We start from the raw sequence: 16,237 nt of genomic DNA on the forward strand, positions 1-16,237 counted from the left end.
CTATTTCCAATGAAACATATTGCACTATTCCTCCTCAGTTTAGGAAATCTGTTCGCCCAAAGCGGCCTGATTCCTGAGCCAGTAACCTTTCGCCAGACAGCGGGGCAATTTCAGCTTGGTACTCAAGTTGGAATTGCGCCCGGTGCTGGTGTTTCCGGGCAATTTGTGGCGCTGGTTCAGGCGCAATTACGGGCATGTACTGGTTTATCCCTGGCGGTAAAAAAGGCGAAACCTGGTATTGACCTGACGATTGATCCCGGACTTGTTAAACAGCCAGAAGGCTATCAACTTCAGATTAACCCACAAAAAATCAGCCTGATCGGTCACGACGAGGCTGGCTTATTCTACGGATTGCAATCCCTAACCCAACTTTTTTCTCAATCGAAATCGGCTACGATTGGGGCCTGTCACATTACGGATTATCCCCGGTTTTCGTATCGGGGTATGCACCTCGATGTGAGCCGCCATCTGTTCCCGGTTGCGTTCATTAAGAAATACATCGATGAACTGGCCCTGTATAAATTCAACACCTTCCATTGGCATTTGACCGACGATCAGGGCTGGCGGATTGAGATCAAGAAATACCCAGAATTACAAAAAACGGCTGCCTATCGGAGCGAAACGCTGATTGGCCATAAGAAAGAGTTGCCGCATCGGTTCGATGGTAAACGCTACGGCGGTTACTACACCCAGGCCGAAGTCCGCGACATTGTCCGGTATGCTACGCAGCGACACATAACGGTTATTCCCGAGATTGAAATGCCGGGCCATGCGCTGGCCGCGTTGAGTGCCTACCCGAAATTAGGTTGCCTAAAACCAAACGGTCAGCCGGGCGGGCCGTATCAGGCAGCTACGTTCTGGGGCGTCTTCGAGGATGTGTTCTGTGCCGGGAATGATAGCACATTTGCCTTTCTGGAAGGCGTACTGGATGAAGTCATTGACTTGTTCCCTTCGATGTACATTCACGTTGGGGGGGATGAGTGCCCAAAAACCCGCTGGAAAACCTGTGCGAAATGCCAGGCGCGCATCCGTAGTGAACATCTCAAGGATGAAGATGAACTCCAGAGTTATTTTATCCGACGCATCGAACAGCATGTCAATAAGAAAGGTCGGCAGGTAATTGGCTGGGATGAGATTTTAGAAGGAGGCTTGTCACCGGGCGCTACGGTTATGAGCTGGCGGGGGATAGAAGGTGGTATCGAAGCCATTCGGCAGAAACATAACGCCATCATGACGCCAGAAAGTCACGTTTATTTCGACTACTACCAGTCGCTGTATCCAGAAGAACCGTTGGCGGCTGCGGGCTACACACCCCTAAGTAAAGTGTATGCCTACGAGCCTGTTCCGGCTGATCTCGGTCCAGAGGAAGCCGTTTATTTGAAAGGGGTTCAGGGAACGGCCTGGAGTGAATATTTTGACAGTCCGGAGAAGGCAGAGTACATGATTTTTCCGCGCGCAATTGCCGTCGCCGAAATTGCCTGGAGTCAACGCCAACACCGGAATTATCCCGATTTTTTGCGAAGACTTCGGTTGCAGGAACCGCTGCTGAAACGCCTGACTATTCAGTACGCCAATCGCTTCGACGAACTGACCGATTCGGTATCCGTTAGTCCGACAGGCACCGTGCAACTACGGCTTTCAACGACATTGCCCGGTGCTGCAATTCGCTATACAACCGATGGGACAAACCCGGTGCTCACTAGTCCTGCTTATGATCAACTAATTGATATTGAACATACTACGAACCTAAAAGCGGTTGCCTTTCTGGGTAACCAACCACAAGGAAGAGTATTTCAAAAGGCACTCACGGTCAGTAAAGCAACAGGGAAATCTGTCACGTATACCACAGAACCTACCGGAACCTACCGACCCGCCAGTCCATTGGTGGCCGTCAATGGGGTAGCCGGAACCAGCCGCTACAACACGGGTGAGTGGATCGGTTTTCAGGGAAAAGACGCAGATGTACTGATTGATTTACAAAGCACCCAGTCTATATCGAGCATTGGCACGCACATACTAAACTACCACTGGCAGCGGATGTGGGCGCCCGATACACTCCGCTTTGCCGTGTCGGAAGATGGCAAAACGTTTCGGGAGGTGTATGAGCAAACCCAGTTCCCGGTTAATGGCATAAACGCCGTAAACGCTACGTTTCCACCGACTCAGGCGCGATACGTGCGGATACAGGCAACAAACAAAGGCATCATTCCCTCCGGCGAATACGGAGCTGGTGGCAAAGCCTGGCTTATGCTCGATGAGTTTCGGGTAGATTAAATTTTTATGATCCCCAATTAGGATCGCTGTAAGTCAATTAGTTATAGTTTAGTTACCTATGCGTACGCGACTCTTTGTTTCTTTCCTCCTGCTTACTTTACTCGCTTTCTCTACGTTCGCGCAAATTGGGGCCAACCACAATAAACCCCAGCGCGAGGAGTGGCTGAAAGATGCTGGTTTTGGGATGTTCATTCACTGGAATGTGGATACGCAACTGGGTGTCGTGATCAGCCACTCGCTGGTAGGTGCCTCTCCCGACTACGTTGAGCGATATATTTCAGAACTTCCCAAGACCTTTTACCCCAAAGATTTTGACGCCGAGCGGCTAGTGATTCTGGCCAAAAATGCGGGCATGAAATACATTATGTTCACCACCAAACACCATGCTGGTTTCTGTATGTGGGACACAAAAACCACTGATTTTGGGGTGATAAATACACCTTATAAAAAGGATATTGTTCAGCAGTATGTTGATGCCTGCCGGAAATGGGGACTGGCGGTTGGATTTTACTACTCACCCGAAGATTTCTCGTTTGCGTACCGAAATGGCATGAAGGACATCACCCGCGATGACCATTGGGAAAAAGCCAAACCGTTTCAGGCTAAATACAAGCAGTTTGTGGAGACCCAGTGTCAGGAGTTGATGACTAAATACGGCCCGGTCGATCTGTTTTTTATCGACAGCGACGTGTTGCGGGAAGAAGTCAAAGCGGTTGTCTGGAAGTACCAGCCGAACTGCCTCATTACCCGTGGTGTGCTGGAGACCCCAGAGCAATACCTGCCTGGAGAAACCCTGACGACGGCCTGGGAAAGCTGCATGACGATGGGGACAGCCTGGAACTACAAACCAACCAACGAACACTATAAGTCTGGTACAGAGTTGATTAATATTCTGATTGAGTCCCGTGCCAAAGGGGGTTCGTATCTGCTTAATGTTGGGCCAACGCAGTGGGGGCAACTGAACGAAGGCCAGCAGGGACGTTTGATGGAAATTGGTGCCTGGCATTTTATCAATCAGGAAGCCGTGCATAACGTACGTCCCTGGATCGTGCGTAACGAAGGGGATATCTGGTTCACCAGGTCAAAAGAGGGAAATACCGTGTATGCCTATCTGACCAATATGCCCGACTGGCCACGTGGCGAACGCCGGACGTTTCTGCTTCGGTCGCTCAAAGCAACTGGGTCAACCGAAATCAGCGTATTGGGACAATCGGGGAATATAGTTGAGTACCAGCCTGCAAATGATGGTAAAGCGCGGCTTGAACAAACGCCTGACGGGCTGAAAATTTCGGTGGTTCGCGCCCAGCGAATTTATAACAATCACAAATGGCCAAACCCCATCGTGGTGAAGCTAACAAACGTACAGGCTGCTCTTGAACCCGCGAATGTCAGGACCCTTAAAGCCGAAAAGACGTCGAATGGTAATCTGAAACTAACCGCCGATCTCACCAAATTGGGCAATGGGCAAGCCTACCACCTGGGCTTCGAATATCGTCCGGTCCAGAGTTCGCTCAATGAGGAGTTCAATCAGAAATGGACCGAAACGGATGTTTATCCCATTGCTCAGCCGGGCGAACGGAGTCTGGAAATTGTTGGAAACAACATCAAGGCGTACGATGAAATTGAGTACCGGGCTATTCTGTATCAGGATGGGTTGAAGATAGAAGGTAATACGCAGAAAATCAGTAAGCTACGGCTAGACTAAGGGGTATACGCAAAACCACTATAACATAATCATTTAACTTGTTAGTGCACTTATGGAAACACAACGCAGATCTAGTTTAAAACGCCTTTTTGCATCAGTAGCGGGTATAATTGGGGTAGGGGCAACAACTAAAGTGATGGCCGAGCCTACGCCAGAAAAAGAAGTATTTAACGTAGTTACTCAGCAGGATGTGCCCTTGTTTTCGGGTTCTACTAAACTAGGCAACCTGGTTTTTGTAGCCGGTAAAGGCTATCACAAAGAGGGCGACATTAAAGTACATACCGATGAGGTGCTTAAAGAGCTTGAAAAAGAGTTGATCAAAGCGGGCTCGTCCATGGAAAAAGTCCTGAAAGTAACCGTCTTCCTGCATGACCTGAACGACTACAAAGCCATGAACGAAGTCTACAAAGGTCGGTTTGGCAGCAAGCCGCCGGTACGTACAACGGTAGCGGTTTACGGGGGCGTACCCGGCGAATCGCTGGTGGAAATGGACTGTATTGCGTATATCTAAAAATTACCCCAACCCCTCCCCTTGAAATAAAGGGAGGGGCTATTGCGAAATAGCTCCCCTCTCCTGTTTTCAGGGGAGGGGTTGGGGTAGCTCTCTTTTTTAACCAACTACTTCCATGTTAAGCAGACGAAAACTCATTAAGCGCTTATCCAGCGTTCCGCTTTTGGGCGGACTGATTGGTGGCCTTCCATTAACCGCAGATGCCACGCCACTGGCTGCTCCTAAACGCGATCTGTTCAAAGAACTGGGCATCAGGACGTTTATCAATGCAGCTGGTACACTCACCTATATGACCGGCTCGCTCATGCACGACGAAGTGCTGGATGCGATCAATGGCGGTGCGAAAGAATTTTGCCTGTTAGACGAGATTCAGGACAAAGTGGGCGAAAAAATTGCCCAACTCGTGCATTCAGAAGCAGCTGTTGTGACCTCGGGTGCGTTTGCGGGTATGACATTGGGTCTGGCTGGGATTCTGACCGGTATGGATCAGAAGAAGGTGGAGAAATTGCCGCATCTGGACGGCACCGGGATGAAAACGGAAGTAATCTGCCAGAAAGCCCATGACATTGTGTACAATCATGCGCTAACCAATACCGGCTGTAAGATTGTGGTCGTTGAAACGGCTGAAGATGTTGAACGGGTGATCAACGAAAAAACGGCACTAATGCACTTTTTGCACATCGAAGCCGACAAGGGTAAAATCATGCATGAAGAGTGGGTTGCGTTGGGAAAGAAGCATAACATTCCCACCTCCATCGATATTGCCGCCGATGTGCCACCCGTTGAGAATCTATGGCGATTCAACGATATGGGCTTCAGTTTCGTGGTCATTTCGGGCGGAAAAGCCATGCGGGGACCCCAAAGTGCGGGTATCCTGATGGGCAAAAAAGACATTATCTCGGCCGCCCGTTTGCATATGCCTCCCCGTGGCTTCAATATTGGTCGGGGTATGAAAGTCAACAAAGAAGAGATTCTGGGGATGTATGTCGCCCTCGAAAAATTTATCAACGAAGACCACGATAAAGTCTGGAAAACCTGGGAAGAAGGAACCGCCTACATTGAGAATACAGTGAAAGCGGTCCCCGGTGTGCAGATCGACGTACATGTACCACCGTTAGGGAATCATACGCCCACGCTCCGCATTTCCTGGGATCCGGCTAAACTACGGATTACAGGCAAAGAGTTACAGGAATCATTACGAAAGGGCGACCCGTCAATTGAAGTAGGTGGGGGCGGTCCAAGTAACATTGGCGTCACGGTCTGGATGATGAAACCCGGTCAGGAAAAGATCGTTGCCAGGCGGATTAAGGAGGAGTTATCCAAAGCTGCCGTTTAAGTTTTTCGACAGGATCAACAGGATGTACAGGATTGAAGTAATTGCAATCCTGTACATCCTGTTAATCCTGCCGAAAAAACTAGCCTGGATTTGCCAAAATCTAACTTGTCAACTTCAAGAGTTTCCCAATGTTGAAAAAACTAGTTCTTGGGCTGTTTGCGATCTTGTTAAGCAATCTGGTGGTTGCCCAGACGTATAGCATCCTCATAAAAGGCGGGCATGTTATTGATCCCAAAAACAGACTTGATGGCATTCTGGATGTAGCCATCAGTGAGGGGAAGATTGTGCAAATTGGCCGAAATCTTGATCCCAAAGAAGCCATTCAGGTAGTCGATGCCAGGGGATTGTATGTGACTCCTGGCCTGATCGACATGCACACGCATGTGTTTTTCGGTACCAATCTGGATCAGACATACAGCAACGGCCCAAATGCACTGCCACCCGATGGCTTTACCTTTCGAAACGGTGTAACAACCATTGTCGATGCAGGTTGCTCGGGCTGGCGCGATTTCGAAACGTTTAAAAAACAGACGATTGACCGGTCGCAAACGCGTGTTTTGGCGTTGCTCAATATTGTGGGTAGTGGTATGCGGGGCACTAAGTTTGAGCAGAACATGGCCGATATGGATGCCAGCCAAACGGCAGTAGTAGCGAAGCAATATCCCGACTACATAGTTGGGTTTAAACTCGCCCATTTCAGTGGCTACAACTGGACACCCACCGAGCGCGTTGTTGAGGCCGGGAAACTGGCAAATCTGCCCGTCATGATTGATTTTGGAGGGAGTACCCCCACTTTGTCGCTCGACGAGTTATTCACGAAATACCTCCGTCCGGGCGATATTTACACGCATTGTTTCGGGCAGTTAAAAACGCGTGAGTCGATTCTGGACGTTGCAACAGGGAAAGTCAAACCCTTTGTTTGGGAAGCCCAGAAAAGGGGAATCTTGTTTGATGTGGGGTACGGCGGGATCAGTTTCGCCTTTTCGCAGGCGATTCCAGCGCTGAAAAGTGGCTTTTACCCCAACACAATTAGTACTGATATTCACACAGGCAGCATGAACAATGCTATGAAAGACATGCTCAACGTGATGTCGAAATTCATGGCGATGGGGATGGAGTTGAAAAGCGTGATTCAGGCCAGTACCTGGAACCCAGCCCAGGCCATCCGCCGACCTGAACTGGGTAGCCTTTCAATCGGGTCCGTAGCCGATGTGGCCATCCTGACTATTCGCAACGGAAAGTTTGATGCCAGAGATACGGGCTACTTCGGCTTTGTTGATTACACGGGCTATAAAATTGAGGGCAAGCAGAAGCTGGAGTGCGAACTGACGATCCGAAACGGCAAAATTGTCTACGATCTTAATGGAATTGCTAACCCGGTAGTAGTGGCGCCTAAGCCTAAATTGTAAAAGACAGGCCGTTATCCGCGCTTTGTTCACAAGTATAAGTCGCGTCATACTACTACGCCAAAGTTCCATGGCGTAGTAGTATGACGCTTTGTTTATTTCAAATTTCGATAACTAGCCGAGTCATCCTTGGCTGATGATTATAGCTTGGTAAATTTGAAAACCTGACAAATAAAGTACTGGAAAATATTTTGCTGTTAATATTTTCCAGTACTTTTGCCCTTGGAAAATATTAACAGCAAAATATTTTCCATTGCTAAGGCTATGAAAGAAACCATAATCGCTGTTTCGCTTGAGCAGTTTTTGTTGCATGGAATCCGTAAAATGACTATTCAGCAACTCATTGCTCCATTAGGATTATCGACAAAAACGGTATACAAATATTTTATTAATAAAGAGGCTTTGCTGGAAGAATGCCTGAATCTACATTATACGGGTATACTTCAGCAATTGGAAATTTTTCAGGCACAGAAAATTAATCCCATTTTACTGTTAGTTCAATTATACGCTAAAGCTATTGAACTGGATTTTAAAATTAATCCGGTATTTTATTACGACCTGAATCATTATTATCCAGACTTACAAGATAAAATACTGAAAAAAAATAATAAAGAATTTGATTCGTTTTTGTTAGGATTAATTCAAAATGGGAAGGAACAGGGCTACATCCGACCTACACTAGCAAGTCCACTTATTGCAGAAACTCTTGGTATTTTATATCGGTCACTTACGCGTACAGACGCGTTTGCTAAATTCGAACTTTCCCCATTTGAAATAGCCGCTAATACAATCGATGTATATCTAAGGGGAATTTGTACTGAAAAAGGAATTCAGGAAATAAATTCTAGTGAAACACCCACCGAACTTGTTAACTATAAATCATAAACCTATGAAACGAATTATAATGGTTTTATCTGTACTATTCAGTACAGATATTCTGTATGGCCAGTCTAATCAACTGACTACGCTTTTACCAGTGCCCAAACATATGACTTTTGAGGATGGAAAATTCGTAGTAGGGTCAGAATTTAGCATATCTGTGAAAGCAGATAAAACAGATAGCACTTTATATTCGGCTGTGAACCGAGCCTTACAAACCCTGAATCGAAGGACTAACCTTTATTTTGGCCAACAGCGTATTACCAGTAAAGACACAAGTAATACTAACTCATTTATTATAACGGTTAAGCAAAAGCTAGCGCAACAAATTGGTCAGGATGAATCCTATCAATTACATGTAACCGCAAATCAGATACAGCTCAATGCAGCTTCTACTACGGGCGCTTTGCATGGACTGGAAACTTTTTTACAATTAGTACAACATACAGGCCCGGAATTCTATCTGCCACTAGTGACAATCAACGATGCTCCTCGTTTTATATGGCGAGGTTTAATGATCGACGTAGCCCGACATTTTATTCCGTTAGATGTTATTAAGCGGAATATGGATGCCATGGCTGCAGTAAAAATGAATGTACTTCATCTGCACTTGTCTGATGATGAAGGATTTAGAGTCGAATCTAAATTTTTTCCAGAACTTCAAAAAAAAGGGTCTTACGGTGAATATTATACCCAGGCTCAGCTAAGAGAACTGCTTGCTTATGCCAAAGAACGTGGCATTGTTGTTGTCCCTGAGTTCGATATGCCAGGTCATACCACCAGTTTTTTAGCTGCTTATCCATATCTGGCCAGTGCTCCTGGTCCTTACCAGCCGGGGCTTCGTTTTCAAACGGCAGGAAAACAACTAGGCTTAGCAGATATCATGAGTATGATCAACACCAGCCCAACCCCAGCTTTTGATCCTTCGAGTGAATCTACCTATACATTTCTGGATAAATTTTTAGGCGAAATGGCAGTACTGTTTCCTTCGCCTTATTTGCATATTGGCGCAGATGAGAATAATGGTGTATCATGGAAAAATAACCCTGCCATTGTTGCATTTATGCAACGGAATAAACTTGCTGATACTCATGCGCTGCAGGCTTATTTTGTAAAAAGGGTTCAGAAAATTTTGACGAAATACCATAAGCGTACAGTAGGGTGGGAGGAGTTAGTTTCTGCCGATTTACCAAAGGACGTAATTGTTCAGGTTTGGCAAAATCCAACGTATATAAGCCGGGCTACCAAACAGGGTAATGCAGTTATTATATCAAAAGGCTATTATCTCGACCTGTTTATGCCTGCTTATGTACACTATACCAATGAGTTAATGCCCGCTTCAATTCCAGACTCATTGCAATCTAAAATTATAGGTGGAGAGGCCGCGCTTTGGACAGAAGCAGCGGATAAAAACAATATAGAAACCCGGATCTGGCCGCGAACAACCGCTATCGCTGAACGATTATGGTCGCCTGGAGCTGTAAATGATATTGATGATTTTTATAGGCGATCGTTTATAATTAGTAAGCAATTAGATGAACTAGGGCTGCAACATATCAGTAATTATGAAAAAGGATTACGTCGATTGACAGGAGGGAGAGCTATTGAGAAGCTAAAAACGTTGACTGATGTACTAACACCCGTTAAAGGCTATAAAAAATTGTTTGTAAAAATGACAAGTCTTCCAAGTCATTTGTATCAAACAGCCCCTGTAAATGCTATTTCTGACCTAGTTTTTGTTGACTCCGAAGTCAAACGTAATTTTCGAAAAGTAGTCAATAATTATTTAAAAAATAAAGACGAAGAATCGAGGAAAAATATTAATAATCATTTAATAAATTGGCAAGAAAATTCCCTCAGCTTAGGTTCTTTAGTAAGTGAATATCCACTGAATAGTGAAGTCAAAGAACATGCTAAAAATTTAAATACTGCGGCCTCAATTGGATTGGAAGCATTAACTAAGTTAGCAGCTAATGAGAAACCTTCACCAGAATGGATAAAACAGAAAATGGACGAGTTATTGGTTGCAAAAAAGGTTTGTGGTGAAGCCGAATTGGCTATAATTCCAGAAATTGAGGCTTTGGTGAATCAACAGATGAAACCTGAACCCGCAACGTATTCTGTTTTTTAAGTTAATCGGGCTTGAGTAGTCGATAAAAAAGCTCAAGCCCGATTCCGGTTGTCAGCATTCGTTCCTTTTTATTCTGGAGGAGTTGCTGCGTCCAGTCAACAAAACCACCGTCACCAATCTCGATGGTTTGGTCCTGAACAGTTATGCTGATTTTGTACTGCAATCCCTTGTAGTAATTGTTGTCGTTAAGGCCGTCTGTCATCACTTCAATAGGGCAATCAGGCTGTTGCTGATGTAGATAATCGCTTAGCTTGCCAATAAACGCAACTGGATCCGAATAGCCTTTTCGGGGATACAATTGAAATGACAAATCGTAAATCTGCAACGTATCCCGGAAGAAAGCTGTCATCATGGCGATGTGTTCGGTCAGGGCTACTTTCTCAAACTGGTAGTTACCTGTATCCCTCCCAGCTGTTACAAAGCAGGCAATCTTGAAGTGGGATCTCATCCCCGGAATGTTAGGTAGCGTGGGTGTCCTAACATGACGATGGATGGCACTAAAACGAAGGAGGTCTGATGTCGAAGTGATCGCGTTTCGTTTGCCGTCCCGCAAATCGGCAATATGCAGGGCCAGGGCGTTGGTCGCGTCGGCAACTACTTCAGTCTGGCGAGTTGCTGAGAGGATTTTCTTTTGATCGGCGGTGGCAACGACAGAACAACTACCCAAGGGAGCTACCGGAGAGAGTTCAAGGGGTATAAAGTCAAAGTCGCTGGCAACCGAAATTACCTGATCTTCCAGTGCCCGCAGTCCAACCATATCTACATCCGCTGGTTTTACAAACCGATTGGTCTGGTAAACACGTAACAAGTCAGCAGGGGATAATTGCTCTGTTTTTCGACTGAAGACCTCAAGCAGAAGCGATGTCAGTTCAGACCCGGTCAACTCAGTGGTCAGGATGTCGATCAAGTCTGGCCGACCAATTCGTTCCGCTATCTTTTTTCCAATCATAGCCGTAACGCGACTCTTTTCTAGCTGTAATAGGGTTCTTTTTATCCCGTAAAGCCAATCTTAAGATGAGACCCATCACAGTAGGGTTTGTTGCTGCTGGCTCCACATCGGCAAAAAGCCGTGACTTTATTTTTCTGGGTTTCATGCCCACTGGCATCTTTCACGCGTAGGTTGCCATACACCAGCAAGGGGCCATTGGGTAATGGTTCCACAAGGCTTTCGGCCTGAATATCCTCAGGTTTCAGTGGTTCATCGTTTCGGAAATAGCTTAAGGCCTTCGATGGGCAGCGGTCTACCTGTTCGGCAATACGATCGGTGGTGGCGCCCTCCATTTTGATCCAGGGACGCTCTCTTGGGTTGAATACCTCAATCAACTGCGTCCAGCAAACTTTGGAATGAATGCAGACGGCCGGTTTCCAGACAACCGTGATTTCGCCGTTGGTGTAGGTTTTGGTAATATCGGGAGTTGAGTTGTGTTCGGCCTGGCTCATAGTAGGTTGAGTTGAACCTTATCGGTTTGTGGTTATAGGATCTTCAATCAGGATCGTTTCAAAGTCAATGGGATTTTGCAAGGCTCGATGAACCGGGCATCGGTCGGCCATCTCAAGCAGCCTTGCCCGCTGATCATCGGTCAGGCTGCCATTTAAGATCAGTTTCAACACAAAAAGCGATCGCCTGGAAATCGGGTCATTTGAATACTCAACATGGGCAACGGCCGAATCGAGTGGCCAACCTTTCCGATCGGCGTACATACGCAGCGTCATTACGGTACATGTAGCCAACGAACCTGCCAATAGTTCACCCGGTCGCATACCCCGATCCTGACCACCCATGTCCATCGGCTCATCGGCAACAATAACCTGCGAATCAGTTGAGAGGTGTGTTTCATATGGTGTTCGCTCGATTCGTGCTGTTACAATAGCCATGAGTGATTGATTTTAAAGTCTAATTAGCCTAACTATTGTCCCCACTGAGCTGGATTTTGTCGCCAGGCAGCTAATGAGTCCATGGCTTCGGCTGGAATATAGTCGAGTTCCTGCGCTTCGATCAGGAGAGCATCATAATCACTAAGGCATACAAGTGGCACGTTTTTACTGGCAAAATTCTGGCTGGCAATTGGAAAGCCGTAGGTGAAAATAGCAGCCATTCCCAATACTTCGGCACCCGCAGCCCGTAGCGCATTCACCACTTTAAGGGAGCTGCCTCCGGTTGAAATCAGATCTTCAATCACAACCACGCGTTGGCCTTGGGCTAAATGTCCTTCAATCTGCTTGCCCATGCCGTGGGCTTTGGGTTCGGGTCGGACGTAGCAATAGGGGAGGTTGAGTACATCGGCAACCAGGGCTCCTTGTGGAATACCCGCCGTGGCCACACCGGCAATAACTTCTGCCGTTGGGAACTGCTGTCTGATAGCATCGGCGAGTGCATTTTTAATAAATGTACGAACGTCAGGATAAGCCAGTGTAACCCGATTGTCGCAATAGATGGGGGACTTCCAGCCGGAGCTCCAGGTAAAAGGCTCATTGGGCTTGAGTCGAACAGCCTGTACGGCGAGCAAATGCCGCGCTACAGTTTTTTGAATGAGTAGTGAATCCACAGGGTCATGAAAAGTAATGGCCCAAAAGTAAGCAAACTCCTTAAATTCTCCGGTGAATCTATTTGCCGATTTAGCAGGATAGCTACGGATCAGGATACGCTTTAGGGCTGTCCTGGTTGACAGTTACGGTCCGATTACACCCGCTTCATCGGAAATTTCTTCCGTTTCACCTGTCTGAGCATTGAATTGGGTATAGGTCAGACCTCAACTTTGACCCCGTCGACACGACACTCCCTCTTTTTAACTCAATCAGTACCATGAAAAAAATAGTAAAACTCGTCGGCATCGTTTTAGGGTGCGTTGTCCTGCTTGCGCTGGTTTTCTGCGCATATGTTGCCGTGGTCGGCGTTGCTTCCTACGACCCTCCTGTTACACCAAAACTAACGGTCGAACGAACACCGGCTCGGGTGGCTCGCGGTGAAGCTATTGCCCAGGTACAGTGCATGAGCTGTCATGCGAACGATGAAAATCGGTTGACTGGTAAATATTTAGGTGAAATCCCGGCCGCTTTCGGTAAGATTTATTCGAAAAATATTACGCAGGATACCGAGAAAGGCATTGGGAACTGGACTGATGGTGAGCTTATGTATTTCCTGCGGACAAGCGTTAAACCCGATGGTACGTTTTCTGGAATTATGCCACGCTATTCGCTAATGGCTGAGGAAGATCTTAAGTCGGTAGTGGCCTGGCTACGTTCAGATCGGTTTCCTGTGCAACCCACGAAGCAGGAAGCACCGGAAGCGGAGTACAGCTTTCTCTCAAAGCTATTATCACACACGATTATTAAAGCTGGTGACTATCCACAGCAACCTATACCGATGCCGGACTCTACCGACCAGGTAGCGTTAGGACGTTATATCGCTGATGGGGTAGCCGATTGCTATAGCTGCCACTCATCCGATTTCCTGGATCAGGATAAACTTCATCCCGAACGCTCGAAAGGGTATTATGGCGGTGGCAATAAGCTAAATGGCGAAGGTGGAAAACCGATTTTTACGGCCAATCTGACCTTTGATGAGGAAACAGGGATTGGCAAAAAATACACAAAAGAACAGTTTATACGGGCTGTAAAATTGGGAGTTCGGCCGGATGGTTCGACCCTGCGCCTGCCTATGGAGCCGCGGCCTTCCTTGAGTGACTATGAAGTGGGCGCCATCTATGAATACCTGAAGACGATCCCAAAATTGAAGAATGATATCGCCGGGAAGAACGCTGAATTACAACTGGCGAAAAAATAAAGCTAACCTGCCCAAACAATACTCATGGCCTACGCAAACAAAACAATACGCAATACCCTAACCGGGCAGGTTATTCGATTTATCAAGACTGGTAAAGATACGGCCGGAGAGCTTCTCGAGATGGAAGCTTGGTATGAAGGACAATCCATTGAACCAGCTCCCCATTATCACCCACATCAGGCCGAAGATTTTACGATTTTGTCGGGAGAATTAACGACGAAAATTAATGGGCAATTGAAAACACTTCGAGCTGGCGACAAACTACACATCCCGAAAAATACGGTCCATTCCATGTGGAATCAGTCGGGAGAGAAGACGATTGTAAAGTGGCAGGTACAACCTGCTCTGGATACAGAATACTTCTTTGAAACGGCGACCGGACTAGCTAATGATGGAAAAACCAATGCTCTGGGTATGCCCAATTTTTTGCAGGGTCTTCTACTAATCAATCGGTTTTCGAGCGTATACCGGTTAACGAAGCCGAAGTTTTTTGTTCAGAAAATTGCCTTTCTGGTACTAGCACCGGTTGCCTATCTACTCGGTTATCGACCAACGTACACAAAGTATTTGGATTGACAGGGCTTGTGTAGACCTGGCTACGTTTTATTCTGGATTTAAATGCACTTTAACCGTGTCGATCCGGGTGCCATCCATAGAGACGATAGTGAATGTGAAGGGAGAAAATTCAACAACCTCGCCCACTTGGGGAACATCTTCATGGGCGGCCAGAATCAGACCGCCAAGCGTATCGTAACTTCCGTCGGGTATGTGCCAGCCATAGGTTTTATTCAGGTCGTCAATCTCGTGTCGGGCACTGAGCAACCAGGTTTTTTCATCAAGTTGTTGCTCGGTCCAGTCTTCATTGGTATCGTATTCATCCTGAATCTCACCAAAAATCTGTTCAACCATATCCTCAACACTCACGATACCCGCTGTTCCGCCAAACTCATCTACCACCAAAGCCAGACTCTTGCGTTCCGAGAGAAACCGAAGAAGCAAATCCTGCGCAGGCATAGTTTCCGGAACCGTAATAATGGGGGTGATGATCTCTTCGACAGTCGCCGGTTTTTTAAACAGAGCTAACGCGTGGCAGTAGCCAATTACGTCGTCGATGGTATCGCGATAGACAACAATTTTAGAATGGCCGCTTTCCTGAAAGGCATGTCGTAATTCCTCTACTGTATCGTCTACAGCTATGGCAGCAATTTCGGTGCGGGGTACCAGGCAGTCACGAACGCGCACATCGCGAAACTCAATGGCGTTGTTGAAAATCTGCGTGTCTACTTCTACCGACTCTTCCGTGGTATCGGCTTTCTGATTATTGAGTTGCTGGAGATAATGATTTAAGTCCGTTAAGCCAAAAACGGGGCGAATTTCCGGGTTTTTCTTGCCCAGTACATACCGAATAAAAAAACGCGCTGTGCCAACCAATACCCGAACCACTGGCGCAATGGCTTTGTAGATCACCCAAAGTGGGACTGCCAGAGCCTCCAGAAACCGGTCGGGGTGGATAAGGGCCAGGCTTTTGGGTATATAATCGGCAAAGGGAAGGAAAATGATCGTCAGAATGAGGGTCTCAATGGCAATAACGACGAACTCATGGGCTGTCCATGACTGCGGTAAAATTGCCGTCAGGAGAGGATTCAGGGCCATTACACCCAGTACCGTATACAGAACCAGAAAGAGCGTATTGCCAGTCAGCGTGGTACCAACGAACAAAATCGGGTTTTTCAAAAAGCCCGATACTAATTTTTCACTGAGCGGTCCCTGCTTGCTATGGAGCTCAAAATACAGCCGGTTAACCGATACATACGCCATCTCGACTGCCGAGAAAAAACCGGCTAGCACAAGAGCAAGTAAAGCACCGAATAAGAGGGCGTAGGACTCCATAAGTAGTGAATAAGTGTAGTAGGTGGAGTGTGTGTAGTAGGGCTAAGGGCAAAATTGGCCACTACACTCACTCCACCTACTACACTATTTTTTCTTTTTCTTCCGATCGTCCACCATTTGCTTTATGGTTGGCGAGATGGCTTTTTCGCGTTCGAGACGCTTATTTTTAACATATTGAAAGACGAACAAACAGGTCATTGACAGCATGAGCAGCCAATAGCTATCGCCAAAGGTTGTACGCTGATATTCGGCAATCCAGAGTAGTAGAAAACCGGCAGCAGCCGATAGAAGCAAAATTTCTGAGAGTTTCAGTTTCATTAC

At 46.8% G+C, this 16,237-nt stretch carries 15 protein-coding genes; 9 read left to right on the forward strand and 6 right to left on the reverse strand.

Features of this window, described 5'->3' with window-relative positions:
• Positions 1-9 precede the first annotated feature (9 nt).
• The 7 genes from ACYVGO_RS16440 to ACYVGO_RS16470 all read left to right on the forward strand — a co-directional run bounded on the left by ACYVGO_RS16440 (position 10) and on the right by ACYVGO_RS16470 (position 10,242).
• The gene (locus tag ACYVGO_RS16440) at positions 10-2,274 is read left to right on the forward strand and encodes a glycoside hydrolase family 20 protein (RefSeq protein WP_460970210.1); all 2,265 of its coding nucleotides are present in this window, start codon (positions 10-12) and stop codon (positions 2,272-2,274) included.
• Between the two features lie 58 nt (positions 2,275-2,332).
• Positions 2,333-3,979 carry an alpha-L-fucosidase gene (locus ACYVGO_RS16445; RefSeq protein WP_460970211.1) on the forward strand — a complete coding sequence of 549 codons (1,647 nt, stop codon included), beginning with the start codon at positions 2,333-2,335 and terminating at the stop codon, positions 3,977-3,979.
• Positions 3,980-4,031: 52 nt separating this feature from the next.
• Entirely contained in the window at positions 4,032-4,490 is a 459-nt protein-coding gene (locus tag ACYVGO_RS16450) for a RidA family protein (protein ID WP_460970212.1), read from the forward strand.
• Positions 4,491-4,605: 115 nt separating this feature from the next.
• Positions 4,606-5,826: an aminotransferase class V-fold PLP-dependent enzyme gene (locus ACYVGO_RS16455; RefSeq protein WP_460970213.1), complete on the forward strand. Its 1,221-nt coding sequence runs from the start codon at positions 4,606-4,608 to the stop codon at positions 5,824-5,826.
• Positions 5,827-5,954: 128 nt separating this feature from the next.
• A complete protein-coding gene (locus ACYVGO_RS16460; protein ID WP_460970214.1) occupies positions 5,955-7,235 on the forward strand; it encodes an amidohydrolase/deacetylase family metallohydrolase in 1,281 nt (426 codons plus the stop codon).
• Positions 7,236-7,454: 219 nt separating this feature from the next.
• Positions 7,455-8,117 carry a TetR/AcrR family transcriptional regulator gene (locus ACYVGO_RS16465; protein WP_460970215.1) on the forward strand — a complete coding sequence of 221 codons (663 nt, stop codon included), beginning with the start codon at positions 7,455-7,457 and terminating at the stop codon, positions 8,115-8,117.
• A 4-nt stretch (positions 8,118-8,121) separates the two neighbouring features.
• Entirely contained in the window at positions 8,122-10,242 is a 2,121-nt protein-coding gene (locus ACYVGO_RS16470; RefSeq protein ID WP_460970216.1) for a beta-N-acetylhexosaminidase, read from the forward strand.
• 1 nt (position 10,243) lies between these two features.
• Here ACYVGO_RS16470 and ACYVGO_RS16475 read toward each other — a convergent pair whose 3' ends face one another.
• From ACYVGO_RS16475 to pyrE, 4 genes are read right to left on the reverse strand one after another with little or no spacing between them, the layout of a single operon-like run.
• The gene (locus ACYVGO_RS16475) at positions 10,244-11,191 is read right to left on the reverse strand and encodes a hypothetical protein (RefSeq protein WP_460970217.1); all 948 of its coding nucleotides are present in this window, start codon (positions 11,189-11,191) and stop codon (positions 10,244-10,246) included.
• A 41-nt stretch (positions 11,192-11,232) separates the two neighbouring features.
• Positions 11,233-11,682, reverse strand: coding sequence for a (4Fe-4S)-binding protein (locus tag ACYVGO_RS16480; RefSeq protein WP_142772316.1), 450 nt, complete (start codon positions 11,680-11,682; stop codon positions 11,233-11,235).
• Between the two features lie 18 nt (positions 11,683-11,700).
• On the reverse strand, positions 11,701-12,117 hold the full coding sequence (locus ACYVGO_RS16485; RefSeq protein ID WP_142772317.1) for an OsmC family protein: 417 nt from the start codon (positions 12,115-12,117) through the stop codon (positions 11,701-11,703).
• 32 nt (positions 12,118-12,149) lie between these two features.
• Positions 12,150-12,788 (reverse strand): orotate phosphoribosyltransferase, encoded by a 639-nt coding sequence (pyrE, locus tag ACYVGO_RS16490; RefSeq protein WP_142772318.1) that lies wholly within the window; start codon positions 12,786-12,788, stop codon positions 12,150-12,152.
• Between the two features lie 257 nt (positions 12,789-13,045).
• Between pyrE and ACYVGO_RS16495 the strand changes: the two genes are divergently transcribed.
• Together ACYVGO_RS16495 and ACYVGO_RS16500 are read left to right on the forward strand one after the other, a co-directional pair.
• Positions 13,046-14,026 (forward strand): c-type cytochrome, encoded by a 981-nt coding sequence (locus tag ACYVGO_RS16495; protein ID WP_460970218.1) that lies wholly within the window; start codon positions 13,046-13,048, stop codon positions 14,024-14,026.
• Positions 14,027-14,050: 24 nt separating this feature from the next.
• Positions 14,051-14,602, forward strand: coding sequence for a cupin domain-containing protein (locus ACYVGO_RS16500; protein ID WP_142772320.1), 552 nt, complete (start codon positions 14,051-14,053; stop codon positions 14,600-14,602).
• 27 nt (positions 14,603-14,629) lie between these two features.
• Here the strand turns inward: ACYVGO_RS16500 and ACYVGO_RS16505 are convergent, their stop codons facing one another.
• Together ACYVGO_RS16505 and ACYVGO_RS16510 are read right to left on the reverse strand one after the other, a co-directional pair.
• Positions 14,630-15,916, reverse strand: coding sequence for a hemolysin family protein (locus ACYVGO_RS16505; RefSeq protein ID WP_142772321.1), 1,287 nt, complete (start codon positions 15,914-15,916; stop codon positions 14,630-14,632).
• An 84-nt stretch (positions 15,917-16,000) separates the two neighbouring features.
• The gene (locus tag ACYVGO_RS16510) at positions 16,001-16,234 is read right to left on the reverse strand and encodes a hypothetical protein (RefSeq protein WP_460970219.1); all 234 of its coding nucleotides are present in this window, start codon (positions 16,232-16,234) and stop codon (positions 16,001-16,003) included.
• Positions 16,235-16,237 lie beyond the last annotated feature (3 nt).

It is taken from the genome of Spirosoma migulaei (genome assembly GCF_054776855.1).

Excerpts from the sequence above, each read along its gene's own strand:
- ACYVGO_RS16455 (WP_460970213.1), top strand. The coding sequence starts at position 4,606 with ATGTTAAGCAGACGAAAACTCATTAAGCGCTTATCCAGCGTTCCGCTT.
- ACYVGO_RS16485 (WP_142772317.1), bottom strand. The coding sequence starts at position 12,117 with ATGGCTATTGTAACAGCACGAATCGAGCGAACACCATATGAAACACAC.
- ACYVGO_RS16440 (WP_460970210.1), top strand. The coding sequence starts at position 10 with ATGAAACATATTGCACTATTCCTCCTCAGTTTAGGAAATCTGTTCGCC.
- ACYVGO_RS16475 (WP_460970217.1), bottom strand. The coding sequence starts at position 11,191 with ATGATTGGAAAAAAGATAGCGGAACGAATTGGTCGGCCAGACTTGATC.
- ACYVGO_RS16470 (WP_460970216.1), top strand. The coding sequence starts at position 8,122 with ATGAAACGAATTATAATGGTTTTATCTGTACTATTCAGTACAGATATT.
- ACYVGO_RS16495 (WP_460970218.1), top strand. The coding sequence starts at position 13,046 with ATGAAAAAAATAGTAAAACTCGTCGGCATCGTTTTAGGGTGCGTTGTC.
- ACYVGO_RS16480 (WP_142772316.1), bottom strand. The coding sequence starts at position 11,682 with ATGAGCCAGGCCGAACACAACTCAACTCCCGATATTACCAAAACCTAC.
- ACYVGO_RS16460 (WP_460970214.1), top strand. The coding sequence starts at position 5,955 with ATGTTGAAAAAACTAGTTCTTGGGCTGTTTGCGATCTTGTTAAGCAAT.
- ACYVGO_RS16505 (WP_142772321.1), bottom strand. The coding sequence starts at position 15,916 with ATGGAGTCCTACGCCCTCTTATTCGGTGCTTTACTTGCTCTTGTGCTA.
- ACYVGO_RS16450 (WP_460970212.1), top strand. The coding sequence starts at position 4,032 with ATGGAAACACAACGCAGATCTAGTTTAAAACGCCTTTTTGCATCAGTA.
- ACYVGO_RS16445 (WP_460970211.1), top strand. The coding sequence starts at position 2,333 with ATGCGTACGCGACTCTTTGTTTCTTTCCTCCTGCTTACTTTACTCGCT.
- ACYVGO_RS16500 (WP_142772320.1), top strand. The coding sequence starts at position 14,051 with ATGGCCTACGCAAACAAAACAATACGCAATACCCTAACCGGGCAGGTT.
- ACYVGO_RS16510 (WP_460970219.1), bottom strand. The coding sequence starts at position 16,234 with ATGAAACTGAAACTCTCAGAAATTTTGCTTCTATCGGCTGCTGCCGGT.